This is a genomic window from Synechococcus sp. UW106 (genome assembly GCF_900474015.1).
Classification (GTDB): Bacteria; Cyanobacteriota; Cyanobacteriia; order PCC-6307; family Cyanobiaceae; genus Parasynechococcus.
The window spans coordinates 138,985-163,850 of sequence record NZ_UCNV01000004.1 but is presented as its reverse complement, the minus strand read 5'-3'; the positions used below and the strand labels follow the sequence as shown (position 1 = coordinate 163,850).

Annotated in this window: 34 protein-coding genes and 2 tRNA genes; 26 read left to right on the top strand and 10 right to left on the bottom strand. The window is 59.0% G+C overall.

What is annotated here, in order from left to right; translation table 11 throughout:
• Positions 1-133 precede the first annotated feature (133 nt).
• On the top strand, positions 134-1,591 hold the full coding sequence (locus DXY30_RS03865; RefSeq protein WP_115093452.1) for a glycoside hydrolase 100 family protein: 1,458 nt from the start codon (positions 134-136) through the stop codon (positions 1,589-1,591).
• Between the two features lie 76 nt (positions 1,592-1,667).
• Here the strand turns inward: DXY30_RS03865 and petD are convergent, their stop codons facing one another.
• Positions 1,668-2,150 (bottom strand): cytochrome b6-f complex subunit IV, encoded by a 483-nt coding sequence (gene petD, locus DXY30_RS03860; protein WP_115022998.1) that lies wholly within the window; start codon positions 2,148-2,150, stop codon positions 1,668-1,670.
• Positions 2,151-2,189: 39 nt separating this feature from the next.
• A complete protein-coding gene (petB, locus tag DXY30_RS03855; RefSeq protein ID WP_011363493.1) occupies positions 2,190-2,846 on the bottom strand; it encodes a cytochrome b6 in 657 nt (218 codons plus the stop codon).
• 67 nt (positions 2,847-2,913) lie between these two features.
• Here petB and ctpZ point away from each other — a divergent pair, with 67 nt between their 5' ends.
• The 7 genes from ctpZ to DXY30_RS03820 all read left to right on the top strand — a co-directional run bounded on the left by ctpZ (position 2,914) and on the right by DXY30_RS03820 (position 7,596).
• Complete coding sequence (gene ctpZ / locus DXY30_RS03850; RefSeq protein WP_115093437.1) at positions 2,914-4,191, top strand: carboxyl-terminal processing protease CtpZ; 1,278 nt, start codon at positions 2,914-2,916, stop codon at positions 4,189-4,191.
• Positions 4,188-5,462, top strand: a complete 1,275-nt coding sequence (locus DXY30_RS03845; protein WP_115093436.1) for an HD domain-containing protein — start codon at positions 4,188-4,190, stop codon at positions 5,460-5,462. Before ctpZ ends, DXY30_RS03845 begins: the two co-directional genes overlap by 4 nt.
• On the top strand, positions 5,459-6,097 hold the full coding sequence (minC, locus tag DXY30_RS03840) for a septum site-determining protein MinC (protein WP_115093451.1): 639 nt from the start codon (positions 5,459-5,461) through the stop codon (positions 6,095-6,097). Before DXY30_RS03845 ends, minC begins: the two co-directional genes overlap by 4 nt.
• 56 nt (positions 6,098-6,153) lie before the next feature.
• Positions 6,154-6,966 (top strand): septum site-determining protein MinD, encoded by an 813-nt coding sequence (gene minD / locus DXY30_RS03835; RefSeq protein WP_115093450.1) that lies wholly within the window; start codon positions 6,154-6,156, stop codon positions 6,964-6,966.
• 4 nt (positions 6,967-6,970) lie between these two features.
• Positions 6,971-7,258: a cell division topological specificity factor MinE gene (minE, locus tag DXY30_RS03830; protein ID WP_115022992.1), complete on the top strand. Its 288-nt coding sequence runs from the start codon at positions 6,971-6,973 to the stop codon at positions 7,256-7,258.
• An 18-nt stretch (positions 7,259-7,276) separates the two neighbouring features.
• Positions 7,277-7,534 carry a response regulator transcription factor gene (locus DXY30_RS03825; RefSeq protein ID WP_115093435.1) on the top strand — a complete coding sequence of 86 codons (258 nt, stop codon included), beginning with the start codon at positions 7,277-7,279 and terminating at the stop codon, positions 7,532-7,534.
• Positions 7,525-7,596 (top strand) — tRNA-Thr (locus DXY30_RS03820). Before DXY30_RS03825 ends, DXY30_RS03820 begins: the two co-directional genes overlap by 10 nt.
• 9 nt (positions 7,597-7,605) lie before the next feature.
• Here DXY30_RS03820 and DXY30_RS13885 read toward each other — a convergent pair.
• Genes DXY30_RS13885 through DXY30_RS03805 form a run of 4 tightly spaced genes read right to left on the bottom strand, consistent with a single transcriptional unit; the run spans position 7,606 to position 10,014 of the window.
• On the bottom strand, positions 7,606-7,779 hold the full coding sequence (locus tag DXY30_RS13885) for a hypothetical protein (protein ID WP_170951120.1): 174 nt from the start codon (positions 7,777-7,779) through the stop codon (positions 7,606-7,608).
• Positions 7,776-8,390, bottom strand: coding sequence for an L-threonylcarbamoyladenylate synthase (locus DXY30_RS03815; protein WP_115093434.1), 615 nt, complete (start codon positions 8,388-8,390; stop codon positions 7,776-7,778). Before DXY30_RS03815 ends, DXY30_RS13885 begins: the two co-directional genes overlap by 4 nt.
• A complete protein-coding gene (gene prmC, locus DXY30_RS03810; protein ID WP_244281234.1) occupies positions 8,390-9,277 on the bottom strand; it encodes a peptide chain release factor N(5)-glutamine methyltransferase in 888 nt (295 codons plus the stop codon). The genes DXY30_RS03815 and prmC overlap by 1 nt, the downstream gene beginning before the upstream one ends.
• Positions 9,274-10,014 (bottom strand): DNA-processing protein DprA, encoded by a 741-nt coding sequence (locus DXY30_RS03805; RefSeq protein ID WP_371638584.1) that lies wholly within the window; start codon positions 10,012-10,014, stop codon positions 9,274-9,276. Before DXY30_RS03805 ends, prmC begins: the two co-directional genes overlap by 4 nt.
• Between DXY30_RS03805 and DXY30_RS14665 the strand changes: the two genes are divergently transcribed.
• The gene (locus DXY30_RS14665) at positions 9,961-10,362 is read left to right on the top strand and encodes a hypothetical protein (protein WP_371638586.1); all 402 of its coding nucleotides are present in this window, start codon (positions 9,961-9,963) and stop codon (positions 10,360-10,362) included. The genes DXY30_RS03805 and DXY30_RS14665 overlap by 54 nt on opposite strands.
• Positions 10,363-10,401: 39 nt before the next feature.
• Here DXY30_RS14665 and DXY30_RS03800 read toward each other — a convergent pair whose 3' ends face one another.
• Positions 10,402-10,806: an acyl-CoA thioesterase gene (locus DXY30_RS03800; protein ID WP_115093432.1), complete on the bottom strand. Its 405-nt coding sequence runs from the start codon at positions 10,804-10,806 to the stop codon at positions 10,402-10,404.
• Positions 10,807-10,889: 83 nt separating this feature from the next.
• Here DXY30_RS03800 and DXY30_RS03795 point away from each other — a divergent pair, with 83 nt between their 5' ends.
• Positions 10,890-11,738, top strand: a complete 849-nt coding sequence (locus DXY30_RS03795) for a universal stress protein (RefSeq protein WP_115022978.1) — start codon at positions 10,890-10,892, stop codon at positions 11,736-11,738.
• A gap of 2 nt (positions 11,739-11,740) precedes the next feature.
• On the opposite strand, the gene psbM is transcribed toward DXY30_RS03795, so the two are convergent.
• Together psbM and DXY30_RS03785 are read right to left on the bottom strand one after the other, a co-directional pair.
• Complete coding sequence (gene psbM, locus DXY30_RS03790) at positions 11,741-11,845, bottom strand: photosystem II reaction center protein PsbM (RefSeq protein WP_115022976.1); 105 nt, start codon at positions 11,843-11,845, stop codon at positions 11,741-11,743.
• Positions 11,846-11,904: 59 nt separating this feature from the next.
• Complete coding sequence (locus DXY30_RS03785; RefSeq protein ID WP_115093431.1) at positions 11,905-12,381, bottom strand: 2Fe-2S iron-sulfur cluster-binding protein; 477 nt, start codon at positions 12,379-12,381, stop codon at positions 11,905-11,907.
• A 182-nt stretch (positions 12,382-12,563) separates the two neighbouring features.
• Between DXY30_RS03785 and psbB the strand changes: the two genes are divergently transcribed.
• The 11 genes from psbB to DXY30_RS03730 all read left to right on the top strand — a co-directional run bounded on the left by psbB (position 12,564) and on the right by DXY30_RS03730 (position 20,963).
• A complete protein-coding gene (psbB, locus tag DXY30_RS03780) occupies positions 12,564-14,123 on the top strand; it encodes a photosystem II chlorophyll-binding protein CP47 (protein ID WP_115093430.1) in 1,560 nt (519 codons plus the stop codon).
• Positions 14,124-14,144: 21 nt separating this feature from the next.
• The gene (locus DXY30_RS03775; RefSeq protein WP_011128841.1) at positions 14,145-14,240 is read left to right on the top strand and encodes a photosystem II reaction center protein T; all 96 of its coding nucleotides are present in this window, start codon (positions 14,145-14,147) and stop codon (positions 14,238-14,240) included.
• 213 nt (positions 14,241-14,453) lie between these two features.
• A complete protein-coding gene (gene nrdR / locus DXY30_RS03770) occupies positions 14,454-14,936 on the top strand; it encodes a transcriptional regulator NrdR (RefSeq protein WP_115022969.1) in 483 nt (160 codons plus the stop codon).
• Between the two features lie 118 nt (positions 14,937-15,054).
• On the top strand, positions 15,055-16,146 hold the full coding sequence (locus DXY30_RS03765; RefSeq protein ID WP_115022967.1) for a 30S ribosomal protein S1: 1,092 nt from the start codon (positions 15,055-15,057) through the stop codon (positions 16,144-16,146).
• A 6-nt stretch (positions 16,147-16,152) separates the two neighbouring features.
• On the top strand, positions 16,153-16,926 hold the full coding sequence (locus tag DXY30_RS03760) for an HAD family hydrolase (RefSeq protein ID WP_115093429.1): 774 nt from the start codon (positions 16,153-16,155) through the stop codon (positions 16,924-16,926).
• Between the two features lie 23 nt (positions 16,927-16,949).
• Positions 16,950-18,200: a methionine adenosyltransferase gene (gene metK, locus DXY30_RS03755; protein WP_115093428.1), complete on the top strand. Its 1,251-nt coding sequence runs from the start codon at positions 16,950-16,952 to the stop codon at positions 18,198-18,200.
• 3 nt (positions 18,201-18,203) lie between these two features.
• Positions 18,204-19,442 (top strand): FGGY-family carbohydrate kinase, encoded by a 1,239-nt coding sequence (locus DXY30_RS03750; protein WP_115093427.1) that lies wholly within the window; start codon positions 18,204-18,206, stop codon positions 19,440-19,442.
• Positions 19,443-19,623: 181 nt separating this feature from the next.
• Entirely contained in the window at positions 19,624-19,899 is a 276-nt protein-coding gene (locus DXY30_RS03745; RefSeq protein WP_115022958.1) for a DUF2470 domain-containing protein, read from the top strand.
• Positions 19,900-19,953: 54 nt separating this feature from the next.
• On the top strand, positions 19,954-20,598 hold the full coding sequence (locus DXY30_RS03740; protein ID WP_115093426.1) for a ComF family protein: 645 nt from the start codon (positions 19,954-19,956) through the stop codon (positions 20,596-20,598).
• Positions 20,599-20,628: 30 nt separating this feature from the next.
• A tRNA-Phe gene (locus tag DXY30_RS03735) sits at positions 20,629-20,701 on the top strand.
• Between the two features lie 22 nt (positions 20,702-20,723).
• Positions 20,724-20,963: a hypothetical protein gene (locus DXY30_RS03730; protein WP_115093425.1), complete on the top strand. Its 240-nt coding sequence runs from the start codon at positions 20,724-20,726 to the stop codon at positions 20,961-20,963.
• Here the strand turns inward: DXY30_RS03730 and DXY30_RS03725 are convergent, their stop codons facing one another.
• On the bottom strand, positions 20,964-21,437 hold the full coding sequence (locus DXY30_RS03725) for a hypothetical protein (protein WP_115093424.1): 474 nt from the start codon (positions 21,435-21,437) through the stop codon (positions 20,964-20,966).
• A 64-nt stretch (positions 21,438-21,501) separates the two neighbouring features.
• On the opposite strand from DXY30_RS03725, the gene DXY30_RS03720 reads away from it, so the two are divergent.
• The 5 genes from DXY30_RS03720 (at position 21,502) to DXY30_RS03700 (ending at position 24,811) form a co-directional block, all read left to right on the top strand.
• Positions 21,502-22,158, top strand: coding sequence for a TVP38/TMEM64 family protein (locus DXY30_RS03720; protein WP_115022950.1), 657 nt, complete (start codon positions 21,502-21,504; stop codon positions 22,156-22,158).
• A gap of 109 nt (positions 22,159-22,267) precedes the next feature.
• Entirely contained in the window at positions 22,268-22,693 is a 426-nt protein-coding gene (locus tag DXY30_RS03715) for a hypothetical protein (protein WP_115093449.1), read from the top strand.
• Positions 22,690-23,265 carry a phycobilisome polypeptide gene (locus DXY30_RS03710; RefSeq protein WP_115093423.1) on the top strand — a complete coding sequence of 192 codons (576 nt, stop codon included), beginning with the start codon at positions 22,690-22,692 and terminating at the stop codon, positions 23,263-23,265. The genes DXY30_RS03715 and DXY30_RS03710 overlap by 4 nt, the downstream gene beginning before the upstream one ends.
• Before the next feature lie 72 nt (positions 23,266-23,337).
• The gene (locus tag DXY30_RS03705; RefSeq protein WP_115093422.1) at positions 23,338-24,096 is read left to right on the top strand and encodes a phycobilisome rod-core linker polypeptide; all 759 of its coding nucleotides are present in this window, start codon (positions 23,338-23,340) and stop codon (positions 24,094-24,096) included.
• Between the two features lies 1 nt (position 24,097).
• On the top strand, positions 24,098-24,811 hold the full coding sequence (locus DXY30_RS03700) for a pentapeptide repeat-containing protein (protein ID WP_115093421.1): 714 nt from the start codon (positions 24,098-24,100) through the stop codon (positions 24,809-24,811).
• Positions 24,812-24,866 lie beyond the last annotated feature (55 nt).

The window sequence follows — 24,866 nt, the reverse complement described above, 5'->3', positions numbered from 1 at the left end:
GCTCCCGCGCAAGACAAAACCATAACACCACATCTCCCCCCCTCGCAAGGGGCACATCGCATACAGATCTGAAGAGTTGCTTCCACTGGCGAAACCCATTGCAAGAACTACGTTTCAGATGGAGGTCACCGCGATGCCAACGCGCTTCACCGAACAGAGCCAGCGTTTCCGGCCCAACTCAAACGAAGAGCAGGTGCTGCAAAAAGCACGTGAACACTTCGAAGCCACGCTGATCGGCGTACAAGGGGAACTCGCCGGGAGCGTGGCGGCGATGGAGCATCGTCGCTCTGACGAAGCTCTCAACTACGGAGAAATCTTCCTACGGGACAACGTTCCCGTGATGATCTATCTGATGCTGGAAGGCCGCTTCGCCATCGTGAAGCAGTTTCTAAGCGTCAGCCTTCACCTGCAAAGCACCAGTGTTCAAACGCGCGGTGTCTTTCCCACCAGCTTCGTTGAAGAGGAAGGGGAACTCGTTGCGGACTACGGCCAACGCTCAATCGGTCGCATCACCTCCGTGGATGCAAGCCTGTGGTGGCCGATTCTTTGCTGGATCTACGTCAAGCGAAGTGGAGACACGGAGTTCGGTCGAAGTCCTGAGGTGCAGCGTGGTTTGCAACTGCTGCTCGATCTCGTTCTTCACCCAAGTTTCGAGGGAACACCGGTGCTGTTCGTTCCGGACTGCGCCTTCATGATTGACCGCCCCATGGACGTATGGGGTGCTCCATTGGAAGTGGAAGTGTTGCTCTTTGCTGCACTCCGCAGCTGCGTGGGACTGATGGAGCTGTGCCAACGCCAGGAGAACAGTGTTCTTTTAGGAGAACGGCTGCGCTTAAGCCGGCAGTGGACCCATGACTTGCGGCAGTTCCTGCTGAAGCACTACTGGGTCACCAGTAAAACCATGCAAGTGCTTCGACGACGTCCGACGGAGCAGTACGGAGAAAACCAGCATCAGAACGAGTTCAACGTTCAACCGCAGGTCATCCCGGACTGGTTGCAGGACTGGCTCGAAAACCGAGGCGGTTACATGATCGGGAACATGCGAACCGGACGACCGGATTTCCGCTTCTATTCCCTGGGAAACTCCCTGGCATCCCTGTTCGGGCTGCTGACCGCGCCGCAGCAACGGGCCATGTTCCGATTGGTTCTGCACAACCGGGATCACCTCATGGCCCAGATGCCGATGCGCATCTGTCATCCACCCATGGAAGGGGTGGAGTGGGAGAACAAGACAGGGTCTGATCCCAAAAACTGGCCATGGAGTTATCACAACGGCGGCCACTGGCCGAGCCTGCTCTGGTTTTTCGGAGCGTCCATCCTTCTCCATGAACGCCTGAACCCCCAAGCCGACGTGTTGCTTATGGGGCAAATGAAAACCCTGTTGGACGAGTGCTATTGGAGCCATCTCAACCAACTGCCCCGTCAGCAGTGGGCCGAATACTTCGACGGACCGACAGGGACATGGGTTGGACAGCAGTCACGTACCTATCAGACCTGGACCATCGTTGGTTTTCTGTTGATGCACCACTTCCTCCACGTCAACCCAGACGACGTCCTGATGCTGAATCTGGACGAATCCATGGGTCACTAACCAAGCTCCAATCCATGAGCACAAAAAAACCCCGACTCCATGAGTCGGGGTAAGAGATCTGAAATCTTGCGATTGATCAGAACAGTCCGAGAGTCAGGGACTTGTCGATAGGGAGTGCAGCGCCGATACCCAGGTAGATAGTGGTGACGGTTCCGAAAAGGAACACAGTCATTGCAACGGGACGACGGAAAGGATTCTGGAACTTGTTGAAGCTCTCAATGAAAGGAACAAGCATCAGACCGAGGGGAACCAGTGTCTGGAGTGCAATGCCCAGAAGTTTGTTCGGAACAACCCGCAGAATTTGGAAGACCGGATAGAGGTACCACTCTGGAAGAATTTCCAGGGGTGTCGCGAAGGGATCAGCCTTGTCGGCGAGCATCGCGGGATCCAGAACAGCCAGACCCACCACACAAGCGATGGTGCCGAGGATCACCACCGGAAAGATGTAGAGCAGATCGTTGGGCCAGGCGGGCTCGCCGTAATAGTTGTGACCCATGCCCTTAGCGAGCTTGGCCCGCATTTTCGGATCGGAGAGATCAGGCTTCTTGAGAATGTGCATCGGTTAGTCCAGGTGTTGAGGGAACAGTAGGAACGCAGATCACAAGGGACCGGAAATGCCCTGCTTCCGAATCATCAGGAAGTGCATGAGCATGAAAACAGCCAGCAGCCAAGGCATCACGAAAGTGTGCAGGCTGTAAAAGCGAGTAAGGGTGGCCTGACCAACGCTCTCGCCACCGCGAAGCAGTTCAACCATGAAGTCGCCAACCACTGGAATGGCTGCGGGAACTCCGGAGACGATTTTCACAGCCCAGTAACCGACCTGATCCCAGGGGAGGGAGTATCCGGTCACGCCGAAGGACACCGTGATGACAGCCATGGTGACGCCAGTGACCCAGGTGAGCTCACGGGGGCGTTTAAAGCCACCGGTGAGATAAACCCGGAACACGTGGAGGATCAGCATCAGCACCATCATTGAGGCGCTCCAGCGGTGCACGGAGCGGATCAACCAGCCGAAGCTGACATCGGTCATCAGATACTCGACCGACTTGTAAGCCTCCGCGACGGTGGGCTTGTAATAGAAGGTCATCGCGAAACCGGTCGCGAACTGGATCAGGAAGCACACCAACGTGATCCCACCCAAGCAATAAAAGATGTTGACGTGGGGAGGCACGTACTTGGAGCCGATGTCGTCTGCAATGTCCTGGATTTCCAGACGTTCCTGGAACCAGTCGTAAACCGGTGATGAGTTCGCCATGCACAAGCGGGCTCGAGTTGCGAAAGTCTACTGAGCACGCTTCTGCCATCGAGGCGAACCCCCCGCGATGTATCCAACTGTTAACGATCTTTCAGACAGGCTGCGGCGCAGAGGGTTTCGAGCGCTGCGCCAACTGATCACAGCTGCTCTTTGCTGCTTTTTGGTGCTGGGGAACGTGTGCACAGCCGTTGCACTCAGCGATACACAACAGCTCGTGGTGGACAGCTGGCGCCTCGTGAACCAGGGCTTTTGGAACCCCGAGCAACTCGATGCGGTCCGCTGGCGACGTCAACGCCAGAAGGCCATGGAACGCAGCATCGAGAGTAGTGACGATGCCTACGCGGCCATCGAAACCATGCTCGCTCAGCTGGGAGACCCCTACACCCGGCTGCTCCGTCCGGAGGACTACGCAGCTCTGAAAAACAGCACCAGCGGAAATCTCAGCGGGGTGGGATTGCAACTGGGACCGGACGAAGGCGGCAATGGCGTTGTGGTGATTTCAGCCCTGGAAGGCTCGCCAGCCGGAGAGGCAGACATCACCAGTGGAACGCAGCTGCTGTCCATTGATGGCAAAGCCGTGGTGGATTTAGGTCTCGAGGGAACGGTGGCAGCGTTGCGGGGAGACGTGGGCTCACAGGTGGTTCTGACTCTGGGAAACAGCAATGGCGAGTCGAACGAACTGACCCTTGAGCGCCGCAGCGTTGATCTCAGGCCGGTGCGTACACGGCGCTTGCGCAACGGCAGCCACACCCTCGGCTACCTGCGAATCACCCAATTCAGCGAAGGCGTACCTGAACAGGTAAAGGAAGCACTCGCACAACTTCAGAACAAGGACATCGAAGGATTGGTTCTCGATCTACGCAACAACTCAGGTGGCTTGGTGAGTGCTGGATTGGCAGTCGCAGACGACTTTCTTTCCGGTGGCGCCATCGTCGAAACCCGCAACCGTGACGGAATCAATGACACCATCCAGGCAAGTCTCCAGACGGTCTTCGACGGACCAATGGTCACCCTGGTGAATGGGGGAACAGCCAGCGCCAGTGAAATCCTGGCAGGAGCACTTCAGGACAATGAAAGAGCCACGTTGCTCGGAGGCCAAACGTTTGGGAAAGGTCTGATTCAAACGCTGACCAACCTGAGTGACGGCAGCGGACTTGCGGTGACTGTCGCGGGGTATGTGACACCCAGAGGACGGGATATTCAGGGAGAGGGGATCGAACCCGATCGTGCGCTGTCCGATCCGGAGCCGCTGAATCCCGGCGGCGATGGCGACCGCTGGCTCTCCGAAGCGCAGCAATGGATGGAAGCACTGCTTGAACAATCCGCAGACGACATCGAGGCATGAGCCAGCGCACCTATCACGACCCTCTGCATCGGGGCATCGGTCTTGACCGACAAGCCCCAGCAGAAGGGATGGTGATGGACCTTGTGGACACGACGCCTTTTCAGCGCCTGCGTCGTATTCGGCAGCTCGGACCGGCATACCTCACCTTCCACAGCGCCGAATCCAGTCGCTTCACCCACTCGCTGGGCGTCTTTCATCTGGCGCGTCGTGCGTTTGAGCGAATGTTGCCGTTGGCGCCGGCTCTGGAGCAGCACCGCGGGTTGCTCTATGGCGCTGCGTTGCTCCATGACATCGGCCATGGCCCCTTGAGCCATACCGGCGAGGAAATGTTCGGCCTGCGCCACGAACAATGGTCAGCACGGGTGATCCGGCTTCACCCAAAGATCCGTGAATGTCTGGAGAGCCATCAATCCGGTACAGCAGATGCGGTGGCAGATCTTCTTGAGCATGGCCTCAGCCCACACCCATTGGTCAAACACCTGGTCAGCAGCCAACTGGATTGCGACCGCCTGGACTATCTCCTGCGCGACAGCTACAGCACTGGAACCCGCTACGGGCAGCTGGATCTCGACCGAATTCTGGGAGCACTGACCCTTGCCCCTGATGGTGAGATGGCCATTCACCCCAAAGGTCTGATGGCTGTTGAGCACTACTTGGTGGTGAGGAATCTGATGTACAGGAGCGTCTACAACCACCGGCTGAATGTGGTGTGCAATTGGCTGCTGGAAAAACTGATCCTGACGGCACGACAACTTGGTCCTGAGCAGGTGTGGGCTGATGAAGTGATGGCCAGCTGGCTCTGGCAACCGAACATGATCAGCCTTGAGAACTTCCTTGCCAACGACGACCAACGCACCGGCTACCACCTTCAGCGATGGCAATCTGAAGCCCCAGCGCCCCTCGCTGAACTCAGCGGTCGTTTTTTAGATCGACGCCTACTCAAAGCTACGGCCGTCGAACATCTCCCCCGGGCTGATCAACTGCAACTGCTCGCGACAGCCAGGCGTTTGGCCGATCGTCATGGCCATGACCCGGAACTTTGCTGCGGATTGCGTCATCAACAACTCCGTGGGTATCACCCCTACAGAGGCGGCTTGCGCCTGTGGGATGGACGTCAACTCCAGGCTCTGGAACAGGCATCGCCACTTGTTGCCAGTTTGGCCACACCTGCGGCGACGTCCTGGTTGATTCACCCCCGTGACATCAGTTCCGAGCTCAGGGAAGAAATGGACATTGAATGGCCCCGATCAGCAAAGGTGAAGCAGCCATGACACTGAAGCTTCCCGACCAGCGCCTTTATCACTGGAGGGATCGATTGCCTGATCTCTTGAACAGTTGCTCCGAAACGATCGTTGATCTCGATTGCGAAGACTGGATCCTGAGCTGCACCGATCTGACGGACCTATGTGCCTTGGTTGCCGATGCAGGCCATCAACTCGGAAGGATCACAAGCCGAGCACTGGAAACCGTCGTAAGTGCCTCAGCGCTTGGCCTGGACGCAAGCCCTGATCACGCATCTTTAAAACGTAAAGCCCAGACGAATTCGATCCCAGCGGGCCCTACAGAGGTGTTGTTCCACCAGGGCACACTCCGCTCCGGCGATCATCTCAAGAGTGACCGGAGTATCCTCCTCTGCGGCGATGTGAATCCCGGAGCACGGATCAGCTCAGCTGCTGATGTTCTGGTTTGGGGGCGCCTGCGAGGTATAGCCCACGCTGGATGCGAGGGGTCCACGACAGCGAAAATCGTCGCCCTGCAGCTGCGACCACTGCAGCTCCGGATTGCCGACGTGGTAGCGCGAGGCCCTGAGGATCTGCCGCAGGATGGTTTAGCCGAGCAAGCGCAACTCAACGATGGCGTGATTGCCATTGAACCTGCCGTCATCCAAAGCTTTCAAAAACGCTGACGCCGTTGTCAGAGCGTGAAGCCAGATTATTCTGGCCGCACCAAAGCAGAACCCTGGTGTCGACGACCCGAACCATCCTGATCTGTTCTGGCAAGGGCGGTGTCGGAAAAACAACGACCACAGCGAACCTCGGCATCGCTCTTGCTCGCCAAGGTGCCAAAACAGTGGTTCTCGACGCGGACTTCGGACTGAGAAACCTCGATCTGCTTCTGGGTCTTGAAAACCGCATCGTGTATACCGCTCAGGAGGTGCTGGCCGAGACCTGCCGGCTTGAGCAAGCCCTTGTGAAACACAAGCAGGAGCCCAATCTGGCTCTGCTGCCAGCGGGAAACCCCCGGATGCTGGAGTGGCTGACCCCCAAGGACATGCAGGCCATCGTTTCGCTGCTCGAGCGCCAGTTCGACTACGTGCTGATCGACTGTCCGGCCGGGATTGAAGACGGATTCAAGAATGCGGCTGCCGCAGCGCGTGAAGCTGTCGTGATCACAACGCCGGAAGTAGCAGCGGTTCGGGATGCTGATCGCGTGATCGGACTGCTGAATACCCAGGGGGTGCAGCCAGTGCAGCTTGTGCTCAACAGAGTCCGCCCGAAAATGATGTCGAACCAGGAAATGCTCTCGGTGGATGACGTCACCGACATCCTGGCGCTGCCTCTCCTGGGTCTTGTTTTTGAAGATGAGCAGGTGATTGTGAGCACCAACCGCGGTGAACCCTTGACGCTGACCGACTCGTCATCACCCGCGGCACAGGCTTACGGCAACATCGCTCAACGGCTTCAGGGCGAAGACATTCCTCTGATGGATCCATCCCAGGCCCGCCGCGGCCTACGCGCCAGGATGCGCAAGCTGATGCAAACCCGGATTTTCTGAGGCGATGACACTCAAAGAATTCATCGACAAACTCCTGGGCCGTCAGCCCGCCAGTGCTGAAACAGCAAGGGAGCGTCTCCAGCTGGTGCTCGCCCACGACCGCAGTGACCTCAATCCGGAGCTGCTTGAGCAGATGCGGCGCGAGATCCTCGAAGTGGTGGCCCGCTACGTGGAGATCGACCTTGAGGAAGGAGATGTGAGCCTGGAGACGGAAGACCGCGTCACTGCCCTGGTGGCCAACCTTCCCATCCGTCGCCCGATCACCCAACCATCCAAGGGTGGAACCCTCTGAGCAGCGACCTGTTCAAGCTTGCCTCTTAGCCCTTTAAATCACCTCACTCCTGCCGAAAAGCGGGTGGTGCTCTTGTTGCTTGAAGGCCTCGAGAACCGAGCCATCGCCCACCGATTGGTGATTAGTAACCGCACTGTTGAGTGCCACATCAGCCGGGCACTCTCCAAGAGCGGTTGTCGAAACCGGCTCGAGCTGGCGCTTTGGCTGATCAGGAATGGAGGCCCTGCATTGGATCGCCAACGACGCGAAGGTACGATGCCCCCCATGCCGGCTTAGCTCAGTGGTAGAGCAGCGCTTTTGTAAAGCGAAGGCCATCGGTTCAAATCCGTTAGCCGGCTTGATCTGGATCAGGGAAATGGCCTGCGATCCGTCTCACCCGCAAAGATCCAGATGAGGATCAATCCCAGCAGCCAGGGAAGAAGATTCAGTTGAAGCGTCCAGGTGAAGAGGGCTTCAAGGGGCTCCAACACCCAATGAAGCAATGTCATCACCAGCAGGCAGAGCCCGACCAGTGGGATCACTCGAACACCTCAAGCCCTGCAGGAATCACAGCACCCCGTCGCGCCATGCGCCAGCGTCCGACCTCGACCCAGACCAACACCGTGCTTGCCTGACCTGAGGGTTGGGACCACGGCTGGGGCCCCAGTTGAGCGATATCAGGGAAATACCGCGACGCATCTGCTGAGGTCATGCTCGCCGGTTCTCCGGAGCGGTTGGCACTGGTGGTGGCCAACGGCCCGCTGATCTGAAGCAACTCACGGGTCTGCCTGCAGGCAGGGATGCGGCAGCCGAGGGTTCTGCCCCCTGGGTTGAGATGACAAGCAGCACCACCATCACAAGCAGGTAGTACAAGGGTGAGCGCTCCAGGCCAATAGTGCTCAGCCAACGCTTCAACCTCCCGATGACACGAGACATCGACCTCCTGGAGCAAATCATCAACCGTTGCCCCCATGAGGATCAGGGGTTTATCAGCAGGTCGACGTTTCAAGTGCCAGAGGGTCTGCGCTTGATCGGGCATCACCGCGAGCCCGGGCAGGGTATCGGTGGGGATGATGGCGGCTTCACCAGCACGAAGACGCTGCACCAATGCGGTGGCTTCAAGGATCAGAGGGGGTATGAATCGTTCCTTCATCAGCACGCTGCAGCACGGTTTCGGGCAAAAGCGAAGCGACGCGTCCCCTCAAGATCAGCAGCCGCGCTGACCTCCACCAAACCCGCATCACGCATCAGCTGCATGACCAGAGCGCTCTGATCATGGTGGTGCTCGAGCAGAAGCCAACCCCCAGGCGCCAGCCCCTTTGGTGCTCCGTTCACCACAGCGCGAATCGCATCAAGCCCATCCTCTCCTCCACTCAGCGCCAAATGTGGTTCATGGTCTCGAACAACGGTCTCGAGACCATGAACCACTGAAATCGGGATGTAGGGAGGGTTGCTGATCACCAGATCCAGGGTTCCCCACCAGCTCTTGAGTGGTATCCACCACGACCCGAGGTGAAGCGAGCAGTTGTGGTTCGGGGCACAACGCTTGAAATTGCGTGCCGCCAAGCGCAGAGCATCGCAACTTAGATCGACTGCATGCCCCAATGCCGTCGGCCAGGCGAGGGCCAAACTCACAGCGATGGCCCCCGAGCCGGTGCCGAGGTCAGCCCAGCGACCGGGAGGAGCCGCCTTCAAGTGGCTCAGGGCAAGATCCACCAGCAGTTCAGTTTCCTGACGGGGAATCAGCGCAGCGGGGGACGACTCGAGCAGAAGGTCCCGCCATGGACAAAGCCCGACCAAATGCTGCAGGGGAACGTTCTCCTGAAGATGGCGCTCCCAAAGTTGAGTGAGCACATCGAGGGACTGCACCATGGCAATGGTGCGTGATGGATCCAGGAGCAGCCTTTGCAAGCTTGCCCAGGGGATACCACCTGCCAGATCAATCAACCAATCGAGATCCGCAGCGGTCCCACCTAGGGCGAGTTGTCTGCGCCGCCACTGCAAAAGTTCAGTGCCAGTAAGCGTGCTGCAGTCTGTCAAGGCCGACGCTTGAGCCAGTGCAGTCCAGACTCACATAGCAATTCGCCCTGGCACTCGAGAGCCAGCAGCTGAGGGGCCAGCTCAGCATGGGAACACTGCAAGCGATGCACCAGCTGATCCAAGGAAGCCCCGGTCCCGATAGCCCCCAACAGCTTGCGGCTCATGAGGCGAGAATCCTTCGACCTCAAAGGACCATCACCGAGACACCGCAGGAGATCCTCGGGATGAATCAGAGCTGTCGCTCGATCCCGAAGCAGTGCATTGCTGCCCCGACAGGACCAACGGCGGGCATCACCAGGGACGACCCATAGAGGGCAATCCATCCGGCTCGCCCAGCCTGCCGAAATCAAGGCTCCACTTCGTTGCGGACACTCCACCAGTACAAGGGCTTTCGCAAAGGTCACCAGCCAACGATTCCGAGCCGCGAAGTGCCCTGGATGAACCCGACAGCCAGACCGGGTTGTGCTCAGCAGCAGCCCTTGCTCACCGACCTGCTGTTGCAGGGATCGATGGTGGGTCGGATAAACACGATCCAACGGCGTCCCTAAGACCGCGATGGGTGCTCCGTTCCTGGCCAGACAGCCACGGTGCGCTGCAGCATCGATCCCTTCCGCAAGCCCACTGAGCACAGGCCAACCGGCTTCGGCGAGAGCGCGACCCAGCTCTTCCGCCATTGCAAGGCCATGCTCAGAGGCAGAACGCGTGCCAACCACCGCAATCGCTTCGCGGGCATTCAGATGCCGGAGCAGCGATCGAGCCCCCTGGACAAACAGCCCAGCCGGAGGGGGGGTCCGCCTGGTCCAAACAGCTTGGCCAGGCAGGATCACCTGGCAGAAGAACACAGTTGGGGACCTCAAGATCGGGCGCCGACCCCTGCTCACATCTGTATCGATCGACGGCGCGCTGACAGTGCGACGGCCACCCCAGCGCTCGGCAAAGACGCTCTATCGGCCAGCCCCAGAGCTGATCCGGCCCAATGGATCGGTCACGGCAGAAAGTACGCAGATCCGCCATTCGTGAATTCCCCAGGCCGGGACAACAACTCCATCGCCACCACCAACCCCGCACCGGCTCGCCGCAAGTAATTTTGTACTAGCACAATTACGCTTCGCCCTAGGCCCAGCTCACAAGCCGTGGCTAACAAGCTTTTGCATCACCAACTGCAACTCAGATGGCACGCGCCTGAGCACGCGACCCTGATGCAACATCACCAGCTGCACGTTCGCCTCGGCAACCACCGTGTCTCCACGGATAAAGCAAGAGGCCCATGGCCAACGCACACCCTTTTGTGCTGAGCACCGACTTTCGACGCACACCTCATCTCCGTGCCGGAGGGGATGGCGGTACTCCAGCTGCAGAGACACCACTGGCATGTCAACGCCCATCGCGGTCATTGCGGCGTAACCCAGACCAGCAGCCTGCAAGGCCTCAACCCTGGCTTCCTCCAGCCACTGCACATACGCTCCATGCCACATCACACCGGCGTAATCGGTGTGCTGCGGAAGCACACGCTTGGTCAAGGTCCACATGGTCTGCGTAACGCTGTGCCATCAGCTTGTCGCTACGCAGGAATCCTCCCCATAGGCTTCCGCAGAGACCGCTTCATAACCCTGTGTTCAGGAACCTTCTGATTGCCGACTCGGGCAAGGGTCACGTCGAGGAAATGATCCGCATGCTCCAGGACATTCCAAGCCTGAAGTCCGCGAAAATCAATCTCCTGCATGTGGTCTCTGAGCAGAGCAAATCGCAATCCGATGGCCATCGCGATGAAGCAGAAAACCTGTTGAGCAGTGCAGTAACACGCATGGGGCTCAACGCCTCGAGCGTGAGCACATTGATTCGGGAGGGCGACACCAAGCAGACCGTTCTCAAGGTTGCCGATGAAGTTCAGGCCGACCTGATCGTGATGGGGTCCCGAGGACTCGGACGCCTTCAATCCATTCTGGCCAACAGCACCAGCCAGTACGTCTTCCAACTCTCAACGCGCCCAATGCTGCTGGTCCGTGACGACCTCTACGTGAAGCATGTCAATCGCGTGATGGTGACGGTCGACGGAACAGGGGTCGGGGACGACGCCCTTCGCACAGCCTGCGAACTGGTTCGAGAAATCCCCGGCGGAACCCTCACCGGCGTTCATGTCGTTCGCCAGGAGTCAGCACCGTCCAGGGGAGGCCGCACCAAAGCAGACGAAGTGCTTGACGCTGCTGTTCAACGTGCGAGGGGATTCGGTGTTGACATGAAAGCCATTCACACCGAAGGGAAAGACATCGGTCGCAGCGTTTGCATGGCCGCATCTGAGTGCAACGCCGACCTTGTGGTCATCGCATCTCAAGACCGACGACCTCTTGTTGCCAGAGGGCTGGTGGACCTCGACAAGCTGCTGGGGGGGTCGGTCAGCGATTACATCCGCGTTCACGCACCAGCGCCTGTGCTGCTGGTGCGTGAACCGGAACAGGGCTGAGCTCAGGCCTCTTTGTTCTGCGTGCCGATGTAGAGCACGATCAGGAAGATCGCCGGAACCAGAATGAACAGGAGGCTGGCGACGAATCCGAGATCGTTGGTTTCCATGGCCGTTGGAGGGATCAAGGCGAAGGTATCACCGACAAGAGGCCTAAGGAGCGTCTCCCTTAGCCCTCGTCACCGGCGGTAGCAGCCCTGGCATCCGTGCCGTCGCCATCGATCGCATCCTGATCCTCGTCATCGAGCTCACTGACCGGTGGCGCAGGCCATGCGGTGGGCCCGGCGGGGAGCGGTGCCTGTCGAGCCGCGGCCAACCTCGAGTCCGCATTAGCGAGCCGCACCTGAGGACGGGTGAGAACCATGACGGATTTCTCCACAAGGGCCTGACAGGCCAAGCGCCACTCCTGGGGGCGGCGACGCAGCTTGTTTTCTTCGACTGCAGTTCGAGCTGTCAACGCATCAACAGAGTTCTCGTCGACGACCGAAACAAAGCAAGTGATGCACTGGCCACAACCACCGCAGTTGCCCAACTGCCCCTTCAATCCGTAGAGCTCGATGCCCTCACGCCGGGCCACCTCCCTCAGGTTTTCACCTGGATAACACTCCACATCACGCCCTTCACGAACAAACCGGATAACGGGCATGAGTCCACAAGCAACCAACCTCCATCATGGGCTCAAGCATTTCGATTTGTGAACAGCTTCTGCTCAACTTTCATGTCACTGACCGTTGCGAGGACATCCCTTTTCTCCCGCCCGTCGAGCAGAAGCCCTTACGATCGCCCATGTCTGACTGCACTAGCAGTCTTGTCCCCCGAACCTGACCCATGGGATTGCCCTGGTATCGGGTGCACACCGTCGTCATTAATGACCCGGGCCGCCTTCTGGCTGTGCACCTCATGCATACAGCCCTCGTAGCCGGCTGGGCCGGCTCCATGGCTCTCTATGAGCTGGCCATCTTTGACCCGTCCGATCCTGTCCTCAACCCAATGTGGCGTCAGGGCATGTTCGTCATGCCCTTCATGTCCCGTCTGGGAGTGACTGGTAGCTGGGGTGGATGGAGCATCACCGGCGAAACGGGTGTTGATCCCGGTTTCTGGAGTTTCGAGGGCGTCGCTGCCGCTCACATCATTTTTTCTGGCCTGCTGATGCTGGCTGCCATCTGGCATTGGACTTACTGGGATCTCGAGATCTGGCAAGACCCTCGTACGGGTGAACCTGCTCTTGACCTGCCCAAAATCTTTGGCATCCACCTGCTTCTGGCTGGTCTTGGTTGCTTCGGATTTGGCGCTTTCCACCTCACTGGTGTCTTTGGACCAGGCATGTGGGTCTCTGACCCGTATGCACTGACCGGTCACCTAGAAGCGGTTCAGCCGTCGTGGGGTCCAGAGGGATTCAACCCCTTCAATCCCGGTGGAATCGTTGCCCACCACATTGCGGCTGGAATCGTTGGCATCATTGCTGGCATCTTCCACATCACCACACGTCCGCCAGAGCGTCTTTACAAGGCTCTACGGATGGGCAACATCGAAACTGTGCTGGCCAGTGCCATTGCGGCAGTGTTTTTCGCCGCATTCATCGTTGCTGGAACGATGTGGTACGGAGCAGCAGCGACCCCTGTTGAGCTGTTTGGCCCCACTCGTTATCAGTGGGATCAGAACTACTTCAAGACAGAAATCAACCGTCGCGTCCAAACTGCCATGGACGATGGCGCGACCCGTGAAGAAGCCTTTGAGGCAGTCCCTGAAAAGCTTGCTTTCTACGATTACGTCGGCAACAGCCCCGCCAAGGGCGGCCTCTTCCGGGTTGGTCCGATGGTCAATGGCGATGGCTTAGCAACCTCCTGGATTGGTCACATCGTCTTTACTGATAAGACCGGCGAAGAACTGGAAGTCAGGCGACTTCCGAACTTCTTCGAGAACTTCCCGGTTGTTCTCCAAGACTCCCAGGGCAATGTCCGTGCGGACATCCCCTACCGACGAGCCGAAGCCAAGTACTCCTTCGAACAACAGGGCGTCACTGCTCAAGTCTTCGGTGGAGCGCTTGATGGTCAGACCTTCACTGACCCTGCTGATGTGAAGCGTCTTGCACGCAAAGCACAACTCGGCGAAGCGTTCGACTTCGATCGCGAGACCTACAACTCCGACGGCACGTTCCGCAGTTCACCGCGAGGTTGGTTCACGTTCGGCCACGCCACCTTCGCGCTGCTGTTCTTCTTCGGTCACATCTGGCACGGTGCTCGCACCCTCTACCGCGATGTGTTTGCAGGTATTGATCCCGACCTCGGTGATCAGGTTGAGTTTGGCCTCTTTGCCAAGCTGGGTGACAAAACCACCCGTCGCCTGCCCGAGGGCTACGTTCCCCCTGCTGGAACCCCCCTCAACTGATCGCCCTTCAGGAACAACACGATGGAAAGCTTCGCTTACGTCCTCATCCTTACCCTCGCGATTGCCACACTCTTTTTTGCAATCGCATTCCGCGATCCGCCGAAGATCGGTAAGTGATCTAAACCTTCAAAGCCCCGCTCCAGCGGGGTTTTTTTATGCCTTGGCACGCCGGTCGTCGCAAGATGGTCTCGCCCACCAGAACAGATCAAAGCAGTCTCAAGTCACTGACAGCCGTCAACCGAATCCGCAAATGAGACTGATGTCCTACAGGCCCTTCTCAAGTCTCAAATCACTGTCTACAGTTGGTGCAACTTATTAACTCCTTCGGGGATGCAGTGCCCCTCCTGCCAAAACACAGATAGTCGCGTTCTTGAATCAAGGGCAGCCGATGGCGGACGCAGCGTGAGACGACGTCGCGAATGCCTGAACTGTGAATTTCGCTTCACCACCTACGAGCGGGTGGAAACCGTGCCGATCACGGTGATCAAACGCAACGGCAACAGGGAAATCTTCAGTCGCAGCAAGTTGCTGCATGGCTTGAATCGAGCTTGCGAGAAAACTGGCCTCGATACAACACGCCTGGAATCCCTTGTTGAAGAACTCGAATTGAAGCTTCAGCAACGCTCTGGCAAGGAAGTCAGCAGCGTTGAGATCGGTGAGTTCGTGCTGCGAGATCTCAAGCAAATCAGCGAGGTGGCCTACATCCGATTCGCATCCGTCTACCGCCAGTTCCGTGGCATTGACGACTTCGTCTCGACGCTGGAGACGCTCAACGCCGATCAGGAACAGAACCATCTGGCCAGCGTGCGCTGAATCGGGAGTCAGATTCAGTCCCTCAGGTCTGTAAAGTCATTGATTCTCCGTGGAACGTCGGCGGGCGTTTTACGCGAATTTTTCGTACTACCCACCTGAGGTAGACCGCCAGCCCCCCATGTCTGCGACTCCGACAGAAGAACAGATCCAGGATCAAGTTCAAGAGGCGAACGCTACGGAAGCCTCACCAGAAGACTCCGCCGTTGAACAGGCGTTTGAGGGTGAGGACTTAAGCATTCCTGAGGACGTCCCCACAGCGGATGATCCCAGCAGCCGAGCCACCAGCCGCAACCTGGACGACGCCGGCTTCACCATTGATGAGTTCGCGGCTCTACTCAGCAAGTACGACTACAACTTCAAGCCAGGCGACATCGTCAATGGCACGGTCTTCGCCTTGGAATCGAAAGGCGCGATGATCGACATCGGCGCCAAGACGGCTGCCTTCATGCCTCTTCAAGAGGTGTCGATCAACCGGGTCGAGGGTCTAAGCGACGTGCTGCAGCCCGGCGAGATCCGTGAGTTCTTCATCATGAGTGAGGAGAACGAGGACGGTCAGCTGGCGCTGTCGATCCGTCGGATCGAATACCAACGGGCATGGGAGCGGGTTCGCCAGCTCCAGAAGGAAGATGCCACCATCTATTCCGAGGTGTTTGCCACCAACCGTGGTGGTGCCCTGGTGCGCGTGGAAGGCCTGCGGGGATTCATCCCCGGCTCCCACATCAGCACCCGCAAGCCGAAGGAAGAATTGGTCGCCGACTTCCTGCCTCTGAAATTCCTCGAGGTGGACGAAGAGCGCAATCGTCTGGTGCTTAGCCACCGCCGCGCCCTGGTGGAGCGGAAGATGAACCGCCTGGAAGTGGGCGAAGTCGTGGTCGGCACCGTCCGCGGCATCAAGCCCTATGGCGCTTTTATCGACATCGGTGGTGTCAGCGGTCTGCTGCACATTTCCGAGATCAGCCACGAGCACATCGAGACCCCCCACTCGGTGCTGAACGTGAATGATCAGATGAAAGTGATGATCATTGATCTCGATGCCGAGCGCGGCCGGATCTCTCTCTCCACCAAGGCCCTGGAGCCAGAACCCGGCGACATGCTCACCGATCCTCAGAAGGTGTTTGAGAAGGCCGAAGAGATGGCCGCGCGCTACAAGCAAATGCTGCTCGAGCAGGCTGAGGAAGGCGAAGACCCGATCAACTCCATGATGATCTGAGCCTGAATGGCCACACTTCTGCTGAAGGGAACACCCATCAGCTCAATTGACGGGGTGCTGTTCGATAAGGACGGCACCCTTTCCCATAGTGAGCCTCATCTGCTGGCATTGGCAGAGGGACGCATCAACAGAGCTATTGAAATCGGCCAAGACCAGGCCCCACCACTTGAAGCCTTTGCGCTGAGAGACACCTTGCGCAGAGCGTTCGGTGTGAGCAACGGCATGCTCCATCCAGGCGGAACCCTTGCTGTTGCCTCCAGACAGGACAACATCGCCTCAACCGCAACGGTGTTTTGCCTCCTTGGCTGCTCATGGCCCCAGGCCCTGGCCATGGCCCACGCCTGCTTCGACGAGGTTGACCAGAGCGGCCTGATCAAGGCGACCCCCAGCCCCTTGCTCAACGGAGCAGAAGGACTCCTACGGGCCCTCAATCAACTGAATGTGACCACTGCTGTCATCAGCAATGACACCCGATCCGGCATTGATGACTTCCTGGATCACCATGAGCTCAGTGCATGCATTGATGGCATCTGGAGTGCTGACGACCATCCGCGAAAACCCGATCCGCAAGCCGTTCTGGAGCTGTGCGACTGCCTGGGCCTTCCACCCCAGCGTTGTGCATTGATCGGGGATGCTGAAACCGACCTTCAAATGGCTCTTCAGGCTGGAATTGGCTGCGTGATCGGATTCACCGGTGGTTGGAGTCGTTCCCCCGAACTGCATTCAGCCCAGCATCTGCTCCACAACTGGCACGACCTCGCCCTCAGCCCAGCCGCGTAAAGTCGCGCCATCTGGAGCCTCGAATGAGCCGTTACGTCTTTACGTCCGAGTCCGTTACGGAAGGGCATCCCGACAAAATCTGCGATCAGGTCAGCGACGCCGTTCTCGATGCTCTGCTGGCCCAGGATCCCTCCAGCCGCGTGGCCTGCGAGACCGTCGTGAACACCGGTCTCTGCATGATCACCGGTGAGGTGACATCCAAAGCACAAGTGGATTTCATCCACTTGGTTCGCAATGTGATCAAGGAGATCGGTTACAGCGGCGCCCGGGCCGGTGGATTCGATGCCAACAGCTGCGCGGTGCTGGTGGCTCTCGACCAGCAATCCCCCGACATCGCCCAGGGAGTTAACGAAGCGGACGACCACGCAGGCGATCCGCTCGATCTGGTGGGAGCAGGCGACCAGGGAATCATGTTCGGCTATGCCTGCAACGAGACACCTGAGCTGATGCCGTTGCCGATCAGCCTCGCCCACCGGCTGTCGCGCCGCCTTGCCGAAGTGCGCCACAACGGGACCCTGGATTACCTGCTTCCTGATGGCAAAACACAGGTAAGCGTTGTCTACGAAAACGACAAGCCCGTTTCAATCGACACGATCCTGATCTCCACCCAGCACACGGCGGAAGTCGATGGGATCAGCGATGAACAGGGCATCCGCGAACGCATCACCGAAGACCTCTGGACCCATGTCGTGGAGCCAGCGACAGCCGACCTGGCGCTCAAGCCCTCCCGCGAGGCCACCAAATATCTGGTGAATCCAACTGGCAAGTTCGTGGTGGGCGGCCCGCAGGGAGATGCCGGCCTCACCGGCCGCAAGATCATCGTGGACACCTACGGCGGCTATGCCCGTCACGGCGGTGGCGCTTTCTCCGGCAAAGACCCCACCAAGGTGGACCGCTCGGCCGCCTATGCCGCGCGCTATGTGGCCAAGTGCCTTGTGGCCGCAGGGCTCGCCGAACGTGCCGAAGTGCAGCTGAGCTACGCCATCGGCGTCGCCAAGCCTGTGTCGATCCTCGTGGAATCCTTCGGCACCAGCCAACTGGACAACGACGCCCTGACCGCCCTCGTTCAGGAGCATTTCGATCTGCGCCCCGGCGCCATCATCGAGATATTCGGCCTACGCAACCTCCCCCAACAACGCGGCGGTCGCTTCTATCAGGACACAGCCGCCTACGGCCATTTCGGACGTAACGACTTGCAGGCGCCCTGGGAAGACGTCAGTGCCAAAAGCGAGGAACTTCGCCAAGCGAAGGTTGCACAGGGTGTAGCTGCGTAGGTCATGAGACAACCACCACTGGTGCTAGGCATCGACCTGGGCACCAGTGGTGTTCGCATTGCTGTGCTGGGCATGGATGGTGTGCTGCACCACACCCAGGCCAGCAGCTACCACGGTTCGTTTTGCGACCCCGAGTCTTGGCGTGAGGCCTGTCGCGAGCTGCTTCAAGCCATCCCCAACCGCCTTCAATCTCGGCTCAGGGCGCTCGCAGTTGATGGCACATCAGGCACCATCCTGGCCTGCGACTCCCATGGTCTCCCCCTCGGGGAAGCCTTGCCTTACTCACTGGCCTGTCCAGAGGTGGCTCCCCTTCTGCAAGGGCTGGTGGGCACCGGAAACCTTGCGCAAAGCAGCAGCAGCAGCCTGGCGAGGGCACTTCGGCTGATAGCCAGATTCGGCAACGAGATCCTGTTGCGTCATCAAGCGGACTGGATCAGCGGATGGCTGCTGAACAACTGGAGCTGGGGGGAAGAAGGCAACAATCTCCGACTGGGCTGGGATCTCATCACCAACAGCTGGCCATCCAGCTTTGCCACACAACCCTGGAAGCAAACACTTCCCGACATCCGTCGCAGCGGCAGCATTCTGGGAACGATCGCACCAAACCAGGCCAAAGCCTTGGGCTTGGCTGACGATCTGATCATCGTGGCCGGGACGACGGATTCCAACGCCGCTGTGTTGGCCGCCCATCCCCAACCAGGAGACGGGGTCACCGTGCTGGGCACCACGTTGGTGATGAAGTGCTTCACAGAAACGCCCTTGGAAGCCCCCGGCGTCACCAGTCATCGCATTGGTGAGCGATGGCTCTGTGGAGGCGCCTCCAACGCAGGGGCAGGCGTGCTGCGGCGCTTCTACAGCGACGACCAGCTCGCGGAGCTCAGCCGCCAAATCGACCCTGACACCAATAGCGGCCTGTCACTGCGCCCCCTGCCAGGCCCAGGCGAACGCTTCCCTGTCGATGATCCTGAGCTGCTGCCGGTGCTGGAACCTCGCCCGGTGAGTGATGCCCTCTACCTGCATGGACTACTCGAAGGCCTGGCCGAGATCGAAGCGCAGGGTTGGCAACGCCTCCAGGCTCTGGGTGCCGCCGCGCCCCAACGGATCATCAGCATCGGAGGAGGAGCGCGCAATCCCCAATGGAGACGGCTTCGAGAACGCCGTCTTGGCTGTCCTGTGACCAGTTGTCAAACACCCCCCGCTGCAGGTGTGGCGCGACTGGCCCAACAGGCCCTAGTCGGGTGAGAATTCGGGCAACAAGCCAGCCAGCCATGCCCTCCAATCTCCGCGAAATTCTGGCGATGGGGCTCTTCGTCGTGTTGGCCGGTTATGTGGGATTCAGCGGCATCCGCCTCGGCCTTCTGCTGATCGAGCGCTTCGCCTGAACCAATCACTGCAAAGATTGCATTCCCCTCGTTTCATACCGATGCCTGCAGACGCCCTCACTGATGCCGTCAGCACACGGATCTGCAAACACATGAACGACGACCATGCGGAAGCGGTGCTCGCCTACGCCAAGCACTACGGCGGCGTCAGCAATCCCGCCGCCGCACGCATGGTGTCTGTGAAAGCAGAGACCATGGAACTAGAGGTGGATGGCGCGAGCATCAGCATCGCTTTCGATCACACCCTCACCGACAGCGAAGACGCCCATCGCACGTTGGTGGCCATGCTTCGGGCGATGCCCAAGGAGAACGGCTAAGCAAGGAACAATCTGATTCAGCAGTGGAACGCTCGATGCACCGAGCTTCCCGCTGTGCATCGAGCGTTCCTGGCCTTCGCCCAGACCCTGCTGATCGAGCCCCGTTGCCCGATCTGTGATGGACCTTGGCAAGAGCCACAGGCTCCGACATCTCCCTGCAGACACTGCCGAGACGCACTTCAGCTTCCTCCTGATGGCATCAAGGGCCTCGAGCCCTTGCGATGGAGCGCGCTTGGGCCATATGAGGGCGCCCTGCGCCAGCTGCTGCTGAAGGTGCGTCAGCCAACCAAACAGAACGCACTTTCGACGTTGGTTCAGATGCTGTCTGACAGCTTGAGCTTGCCTTCCACAGCGGTGTTGGTGCCGATTCCAAGCTGGAAACGGCAGCGCATCAACCGCCTGCCTCAGCGCATTGCCATGGGCTTGGACCGACCAACAGCAGACCTGCTGCAACGAACCCGTGTCGGGCTGAGCCAACACCATCTGAACAGAAGCCAACGCCAGACGAACCTGATCGGCGCGTTCCGGGCCAGTCCGCACAACCCAGCAACCGCCCTCACCTCGGTCTGGCTCGTGGATGACATCCTCACGACAGGGTCCACCGCTTTGGCGGCTCGCCAGGCGCTTGAAGAGGCCGGCCATGGGGTGGCTGGATTGATCTGCCTGGGACGCACACCCGCAAGACAGCGCAGGCGGTGATTTAAGATTGCGAGGTCGCTAAGGCGACGCGCCGGGATAGCTCAGTTGGTAGAGCAGGCGACTGAAAATCGCCGTGTCCCCAGTTCAAATCTGGGTCCTGGCATCACATCGATGCCAAAACTGCCGTGTCATTCATCTCTCCAGATGCAGGCACAGACCGTGTTTTTGACAACGCGGACAGCTTCGCGATGGTGTTCGATCGCACCTGGAAACAACTGCGAGCCAGCAACAGCGGCGAGGTCAGCCAAGAGCAGCACCTGGAAGCCGTGTTTGAGGCGATGGCAGATCACCCGTTTCTGATCAGTTCCCCCGACATGGCAAGACAGGTGGCCGCCTTCCGGATTCGTCTGCTTGAGCTGACCTGATCAGGCAGACAGCAGATCAATCTGAGGATCATCCACATATTCGGTGTCGTCGCTGATGGCGTCGTCACTGAGGGCCTCGTCCTCGACGCGCTCGTCTCCCTCCATCCCAGGGTCTTCAGAAACCTCAAGATCGTCAGCGGCTGGCGCAGCCTCGGCGTGGAAAGCCACGACCTGGCCTGGGGTCAGACGATCCCGAAGCATCCGCACTTTCTCTTCGCTCGCCAAAAGCAGTTCGCCGGCGTCATCGCTGACAGCGGCGATCTCCGCATCAACCACCTGCTGCCCCTCAACGTCGGCCAACCTCGTCTCCAGCTCCATCAGGCGATCAGCCAGTGTTTCCACCACCTCACTGAGACTGAACAGATGGGTGCACAGCTGTTGCTCGAACGCGGTGCGCGGAGAGGAGGTGGTCACCGGACAGGCCTCGGGTCGAGAGATTTCGCCGATGGTATCGATGCTGAGCTTCGTGTCCACGGCCCTGGGGAAAGCCGCGACTGGCCTACATTCCCCAGGGCTTTCGAGCGATTGAGGAGAGGAGATGTCAAGGCTGAAGACAGGGCTGAAGGTCAGCGCCTGGGTCGCCGTCTTCATTGTTGCCGTCGTTTATCTGCAGCGTTACGGCATTGCACCGCTGCAGAGCGCTGTGAATGACATGGGCATCTGGGCCCCACTCGGTCTTTTTCTGCTGCGGGGGGTGAGCATCATCCTGCCGGCGCTGCCGAGTTCCGTTTATTCCTTACTGGCCGGCTCTCTGCTGGGGTTCAAGGTCGGCTACCTCACGATCATCCTCTCGGACCTGGTGTTCTGCAGCGCGGCGTTTTTCATCGCCCGCCGCTGGGGACGCGGCCCGGTCAGCCGTCTGGTGGGGGCCAGCGCGATGAAACGGATCGATGGCTTCAGCAAAAACCAACTGGAAGGCAACTTCTTTTTGATGACGGGTCTGCTGATGACCGGACTGTTTGATTTCCTTAGCTATGCCATCGGGATCAGCCGCACCCACTGGCGCATCTTTGCCCCTGCTCTGGTGATCAGCGTGCTGATCAGCGATTCGATCCTGGTGGCCGTCGGCGCTGGCGTGGCTCAGGGCGCAAGCCTCACCCTGGGCTTGGCTCTGCTAGCGATGTTTGCCCTGGCCACTGTCACGGGCCTGCTCAAAAAGAACTCCTCAGCGGTGCCCTCAGACGACACCCCCTGACGCGAAACCTCAGGGATCACTGCTGATGCATGTCGATTCCAACGAACCGATCACCTGCACGGGGAAATTCCAGGACACTGGTTACATTCATGTTGAGCGGCGTTTCTTGATGAGCGCACTGGCAGATCCGAGAATTGTTGTCCTTCAGGACCAGGCCGGCAGCAGCGGTGAACTGGATCTACCGGTAGGAGATGGCTGTTTTCGGATCAATCTTCGCGATGAAAACATAGAGCTCTGGCAAGAGACGTTTGATCAACACACCTCGCCAGCCAATCTTCTGCTGGCTTGCGAACAAAGCAGCGGCGACCTGAAAGACACCCGGCTGACGTGGGTGGTCGGATCAGCCATCCGCACAGCGACGGCCTCCAATGCAGACGCCGTTGCTGTTCTGTTGTCGCAATTGGGCATACCGGCAGAACTCACCGAAGCTGCAATCAGCCGTTGCCCTGGGCTTGGCCAAGACTTGGTGTGGGCCTTTTACTTGGAACGCCACGGCTGGCTCATCGCCACACCTGTGGCCACCGTCAACACTTGAACCTCCAGAACATCGATTTCAAGACCCTGGTGCAGGATGCGCAAGTTCAGGGCCTGAGCAAAAGCGAGGCACTGCCCCAGGCCACGCGCGCCATCCTCGAGCGTGCCGACCAGGGCCAAAGACTGCTCACACCCGATGAACTGGCCAACATCTGCCAGTCGTCTGGAGTGGATTGCACGCTCCCCGGCAACCTGTCGAACAGGACGAATGACTTGGTGAATCAGGCGAGGGGCCACCTGCTTGAAACCCAGCCAGAACTCGTGGAGCCGGGCGGGGCTCTCCACCCGCAGGACAGAGCAGAGGCCTGCTGGCGCGACTGCTGGAACTTTCTGCGCGTCATCATCTATGCGGTGGCATGCAACCACAGCCGCTTTACAAACCCCAACGGGATGGCGGCCCTGCGGGAGCTCTACAGGCGGATGAATGTGCCCATCGAGGGGATGAACATCGCCCTCGACCAGCTGAGACAGCAAGCCTTGAAAGGGATTTTGCGACCAAGCGACCGGCAGCTGATCAACGACTGCTTCCAGCACCTAAGTGCGGAGCTCAACAAATCTGCAGTTAAGAGCTGATAAGCGGTGCCACCTCACACCCAATTATCAAGGGAAGATCACACCCAAGTATTTCTACTCACGGGGCACGCCATGGCCATCCCGCTTCTTGGGTATCCGCTCAACACACAGAACGGTCGCGTCAGCAATCTCGCCGGTGACAGCAGCACCATCAAGCCTCAAACGTATGCCTCCTGTGCTGCAGGCGATGACACATCCAGAGTCGAGATCGACAGCTTGATTGAGCAGGCCTATCGGCAGGTGTTCTTCCATGCGATGCGCAGTGATCGCGAACCGTTCCTTGAATCACAGCTGCGCAGCGGAAACATCACCGTTCGGGATTTCATCCGTGGCCTACTCCTGTCAGAACGCTTCCAGCAGGGTTATTACCAGTGCAGTTCGAACTACCGCATGGTGGACCAGGTCGTAGGCCGAGTACTCGGCCGCCCGACCCATGGCGACGCTGAACGCCGTGCCTGGTCCATCGTGATCGGCGAAAAGGGTTTCACATCCTTTGTCGACGCCCTGCTGGACAGTCCCGAATACATGAACTGCTTCGGGTATGACCTTGTTCCGCAGCAAAGGTCCCGCGTTTTGCCCGGACGGGGTCTCGGAGAAATCCCCATCTACCAACAATTCCCGCGCTACGGAACCGACTGGCGCGACGCCCTTCAAGATCGAGCGCCCAGCCAGCAGGGCGCAGAGGCACAACGACTGGACGCCGCCGCCACATGGGTGAACAACGAACCGCCTGCCTTCGCACTGAAGCTCTGGCTTGGTCTGTTTGCCGTCGGTGGATTCGAAATCGTGCGGGTGCTCCTTACGATCGTTGTTGCCATGCTCCGCAACTGAGATGTCGATGCCCAAATCTGGGGCTCTTAATCTGCGTGAATGGGCGGCACCCGAACAGTGCGGAGCAACCAGCTCCGCCAACAGTCCAGTCGATGCTCGAGGAGCCGACTGGAGTGGGCAGGACTTAGGAGCACTCGACCTTAGAGACGCCAAACTCTGTCGATGTGATCTACGCGGCACGAATCTCAGCAAGTGCCAACTCGAAGGAGCTGACTTCCGCCTAGCCCGTTACGACCAGACAACCTTGGTACCGGAGGACTTCGCACTAAACACGAGCGGAGCCGTTGGCCCGGGGGCCAAACTGAATGGGGCTTTTCTCAACAGCACCGATTTGCGCGGAATGGACCTCAGAGGCAGCGTGCTGATGGGTGCCTATTTGAGTGGATCAGACTTGAGCGGAGCTTTGCTAGATGGAGTTTCCCTAGCAGGCGCGGACCTGCGATCAGCCACATTTCGCGGAGCAATGTGCCGGGGAACCCGATTCGGAACCTGCGAGATGGACATGGCCGATCTGCGCGGCGCCAACCTTGAGGGGGCGGCTCTCGACACGGTCACGTCGATTCGCGGAGCAGACTTTTCCCTGTGCACCGGGCTGAAGGATCAAATTGCCACTCTTTTGAGCCGATCAGTCGAAGAACTCGACTGCTGGAATCCGATCACCCGCTCCACGACAAGAGGAAGCCTTGAATCCCTGATCAACGGGGAAGACACCTAAGGCGAACGTTCCGAATCAAAACTTTTCCTACAAAACCCGCCGAGATCGCTGTCGC

Coding starts and splice junctions, on each gene's coding strand:
- DXY30_RS03700 (WP_115093421.1), top strand. CDS start 24,098: ATGTCGATGCCCAAATCTGGGGCTCTTAATCTGCGTGAATGGGCGGCA.
- DXY30_RS03760 (WP_115093429.1), top strand. CDS start 16,153: ATGGCCACACTTCTGCTGAAGGGAACACCCATCAGCTCAATTGACGGG.
- DXY30_RS03815 (WP_115093434.1), bottom strand. CDS start 8,390: ATGAAGGAACGATTCATACCCCCTCTGATCCTTGAAGCCACCGCATTG.
- DXY30_RS03775 (WP_011128841.1), top strand. CDS start 14,145: ATGGAAAGCTTCGCTTACGTCCTCATCCTTACCCTCGCGATTGCCACA.
- minE (WP_115022992.1), top strand. CDS start 6,971: ATGACACTCAAAGAATTCATCGACAAACTCCTGGGCCGTCAGCCCGCC.
- DXY30_RS03800 (WP_115093432.1), bottom strand. CDS start 10,806: ATGTGGACCTTGACCAAGCGTGTGCTTCCGCAGCACACCGATTACGCC.
- DXY30_RS03705 (WP_115093422.1), top strand. CDS start 23,338: ATGGCCATCCCGCTTCTTGGGTATCCGCTCAACACACAGAACGGTCGC.
- DXY30_RS03865 (WP_115093452.1), top strand. CDS start 134: ATGCCAACGCGCTTCACCGAACAGAGCCAGCGTTTCCGGCCCAACTCA.
- DXY30_RS03845 (WP_115093436.1), top strand. CDS start 4,188: ATGAGCCAGCGCACCTATCACGACCCTCTGCATCGGGGCATCGGTCTT.
- DXY30_RS03715 (WP_115093449.1), top strand. CDS start 22,268: ATGAGCGCACTGGCAGATCCGAGAATTGTTGTCCTTCAGGACCAGGCC.
- DXY30_RS03785 (WP_115093431.1), bottom strand. CDS start 12,381: ATGCCCGTTATCCGGTTTGTTCGTGAAGGGCGTGATGTGGAGTGTTAT.
- DXY30_RS03745 (WP_115022958.1), top strand. CDS start 19,624: ATGCCTGCAGACGCCCTCACTGATGCCGTCAGCACACGGATCTGCAAA.
- minC (WP_115093451.1), top strand. CDS start 5,459: ATGACACTGAAGCTTCCCGACCAGCGCCTTTATCACTGGAGGGATCGA.
- petB (WP_011363493.1), bottom strand. CDS start 2,846: ATGGCGAACTCATCACCGGTTTACGACTGGTTCCAGGAACGTCTGGAA.
- psbB (WP_115093430.1), top strand. CDS start 12,564: ATGGGATTGCCCTGGTATCGGGTGCACACCGTCGTCATTAATGACCCG.
- metK (WP_115093428.1), top strand. CDS start 16,950: ATGAGCCGTTACGTCTTTACGTCCGAGTCCGTTACGGAAGGGCATCCC.
- DXY30_RS03720 (WP_115022950.1), top strand. CDS start 21,502: ATGTCAAGGCTGAAGACAGGGCTGAAGGTCAGCGCCTGGGTCGCCGTC.
- DXY30_RS03765 (WP_115022967.1), top strand. CDS start 15,055: ATGTCTGCGACTCCGACAGAAGAACAGATCCAGGATCAAGTTCAAGAG.
- nrdR (WP_115022969.1), top strand. CDS start 14,454: ATGCAGTGCCCCTCCTGCCAAAACACAGATAGTCGCGTTCTTGAATCA.
- ctpZ (WP_115093437.1), top strand. CDS start 2,914: ATGTATCCAACTGTTAACGATCTTTCAGACAGGCTGCGGCGCAGAGGG.
- petD (WP_115022998.1), bottom strand. CDS start 2,150: ATGCACATTCTCAAGAAGCCTGATCTCTCCGATCCGAAAATGCGGGCC.
- psbM (WP_115022976.1), bottom strand. CDS start 11,845: ATGGAAACCAACGATCTCGGATTCGTCGCCAGCCTCCTGTTCATTCTG.
- DXY30_RS14665 (WP_371638586.1), top strand. CDS start 9,961: ATGCTCAGAGGCAGAACGCGTGCCAACCACCGCAATCGCTTCGCGGGC.
- DXY30_RS03750 (WP_115093427.1), top strand. CDS start 18,204: ATGAGACAACCACCACTGGTGCTAGGCATCGACCTGGGCACCAGTGGT.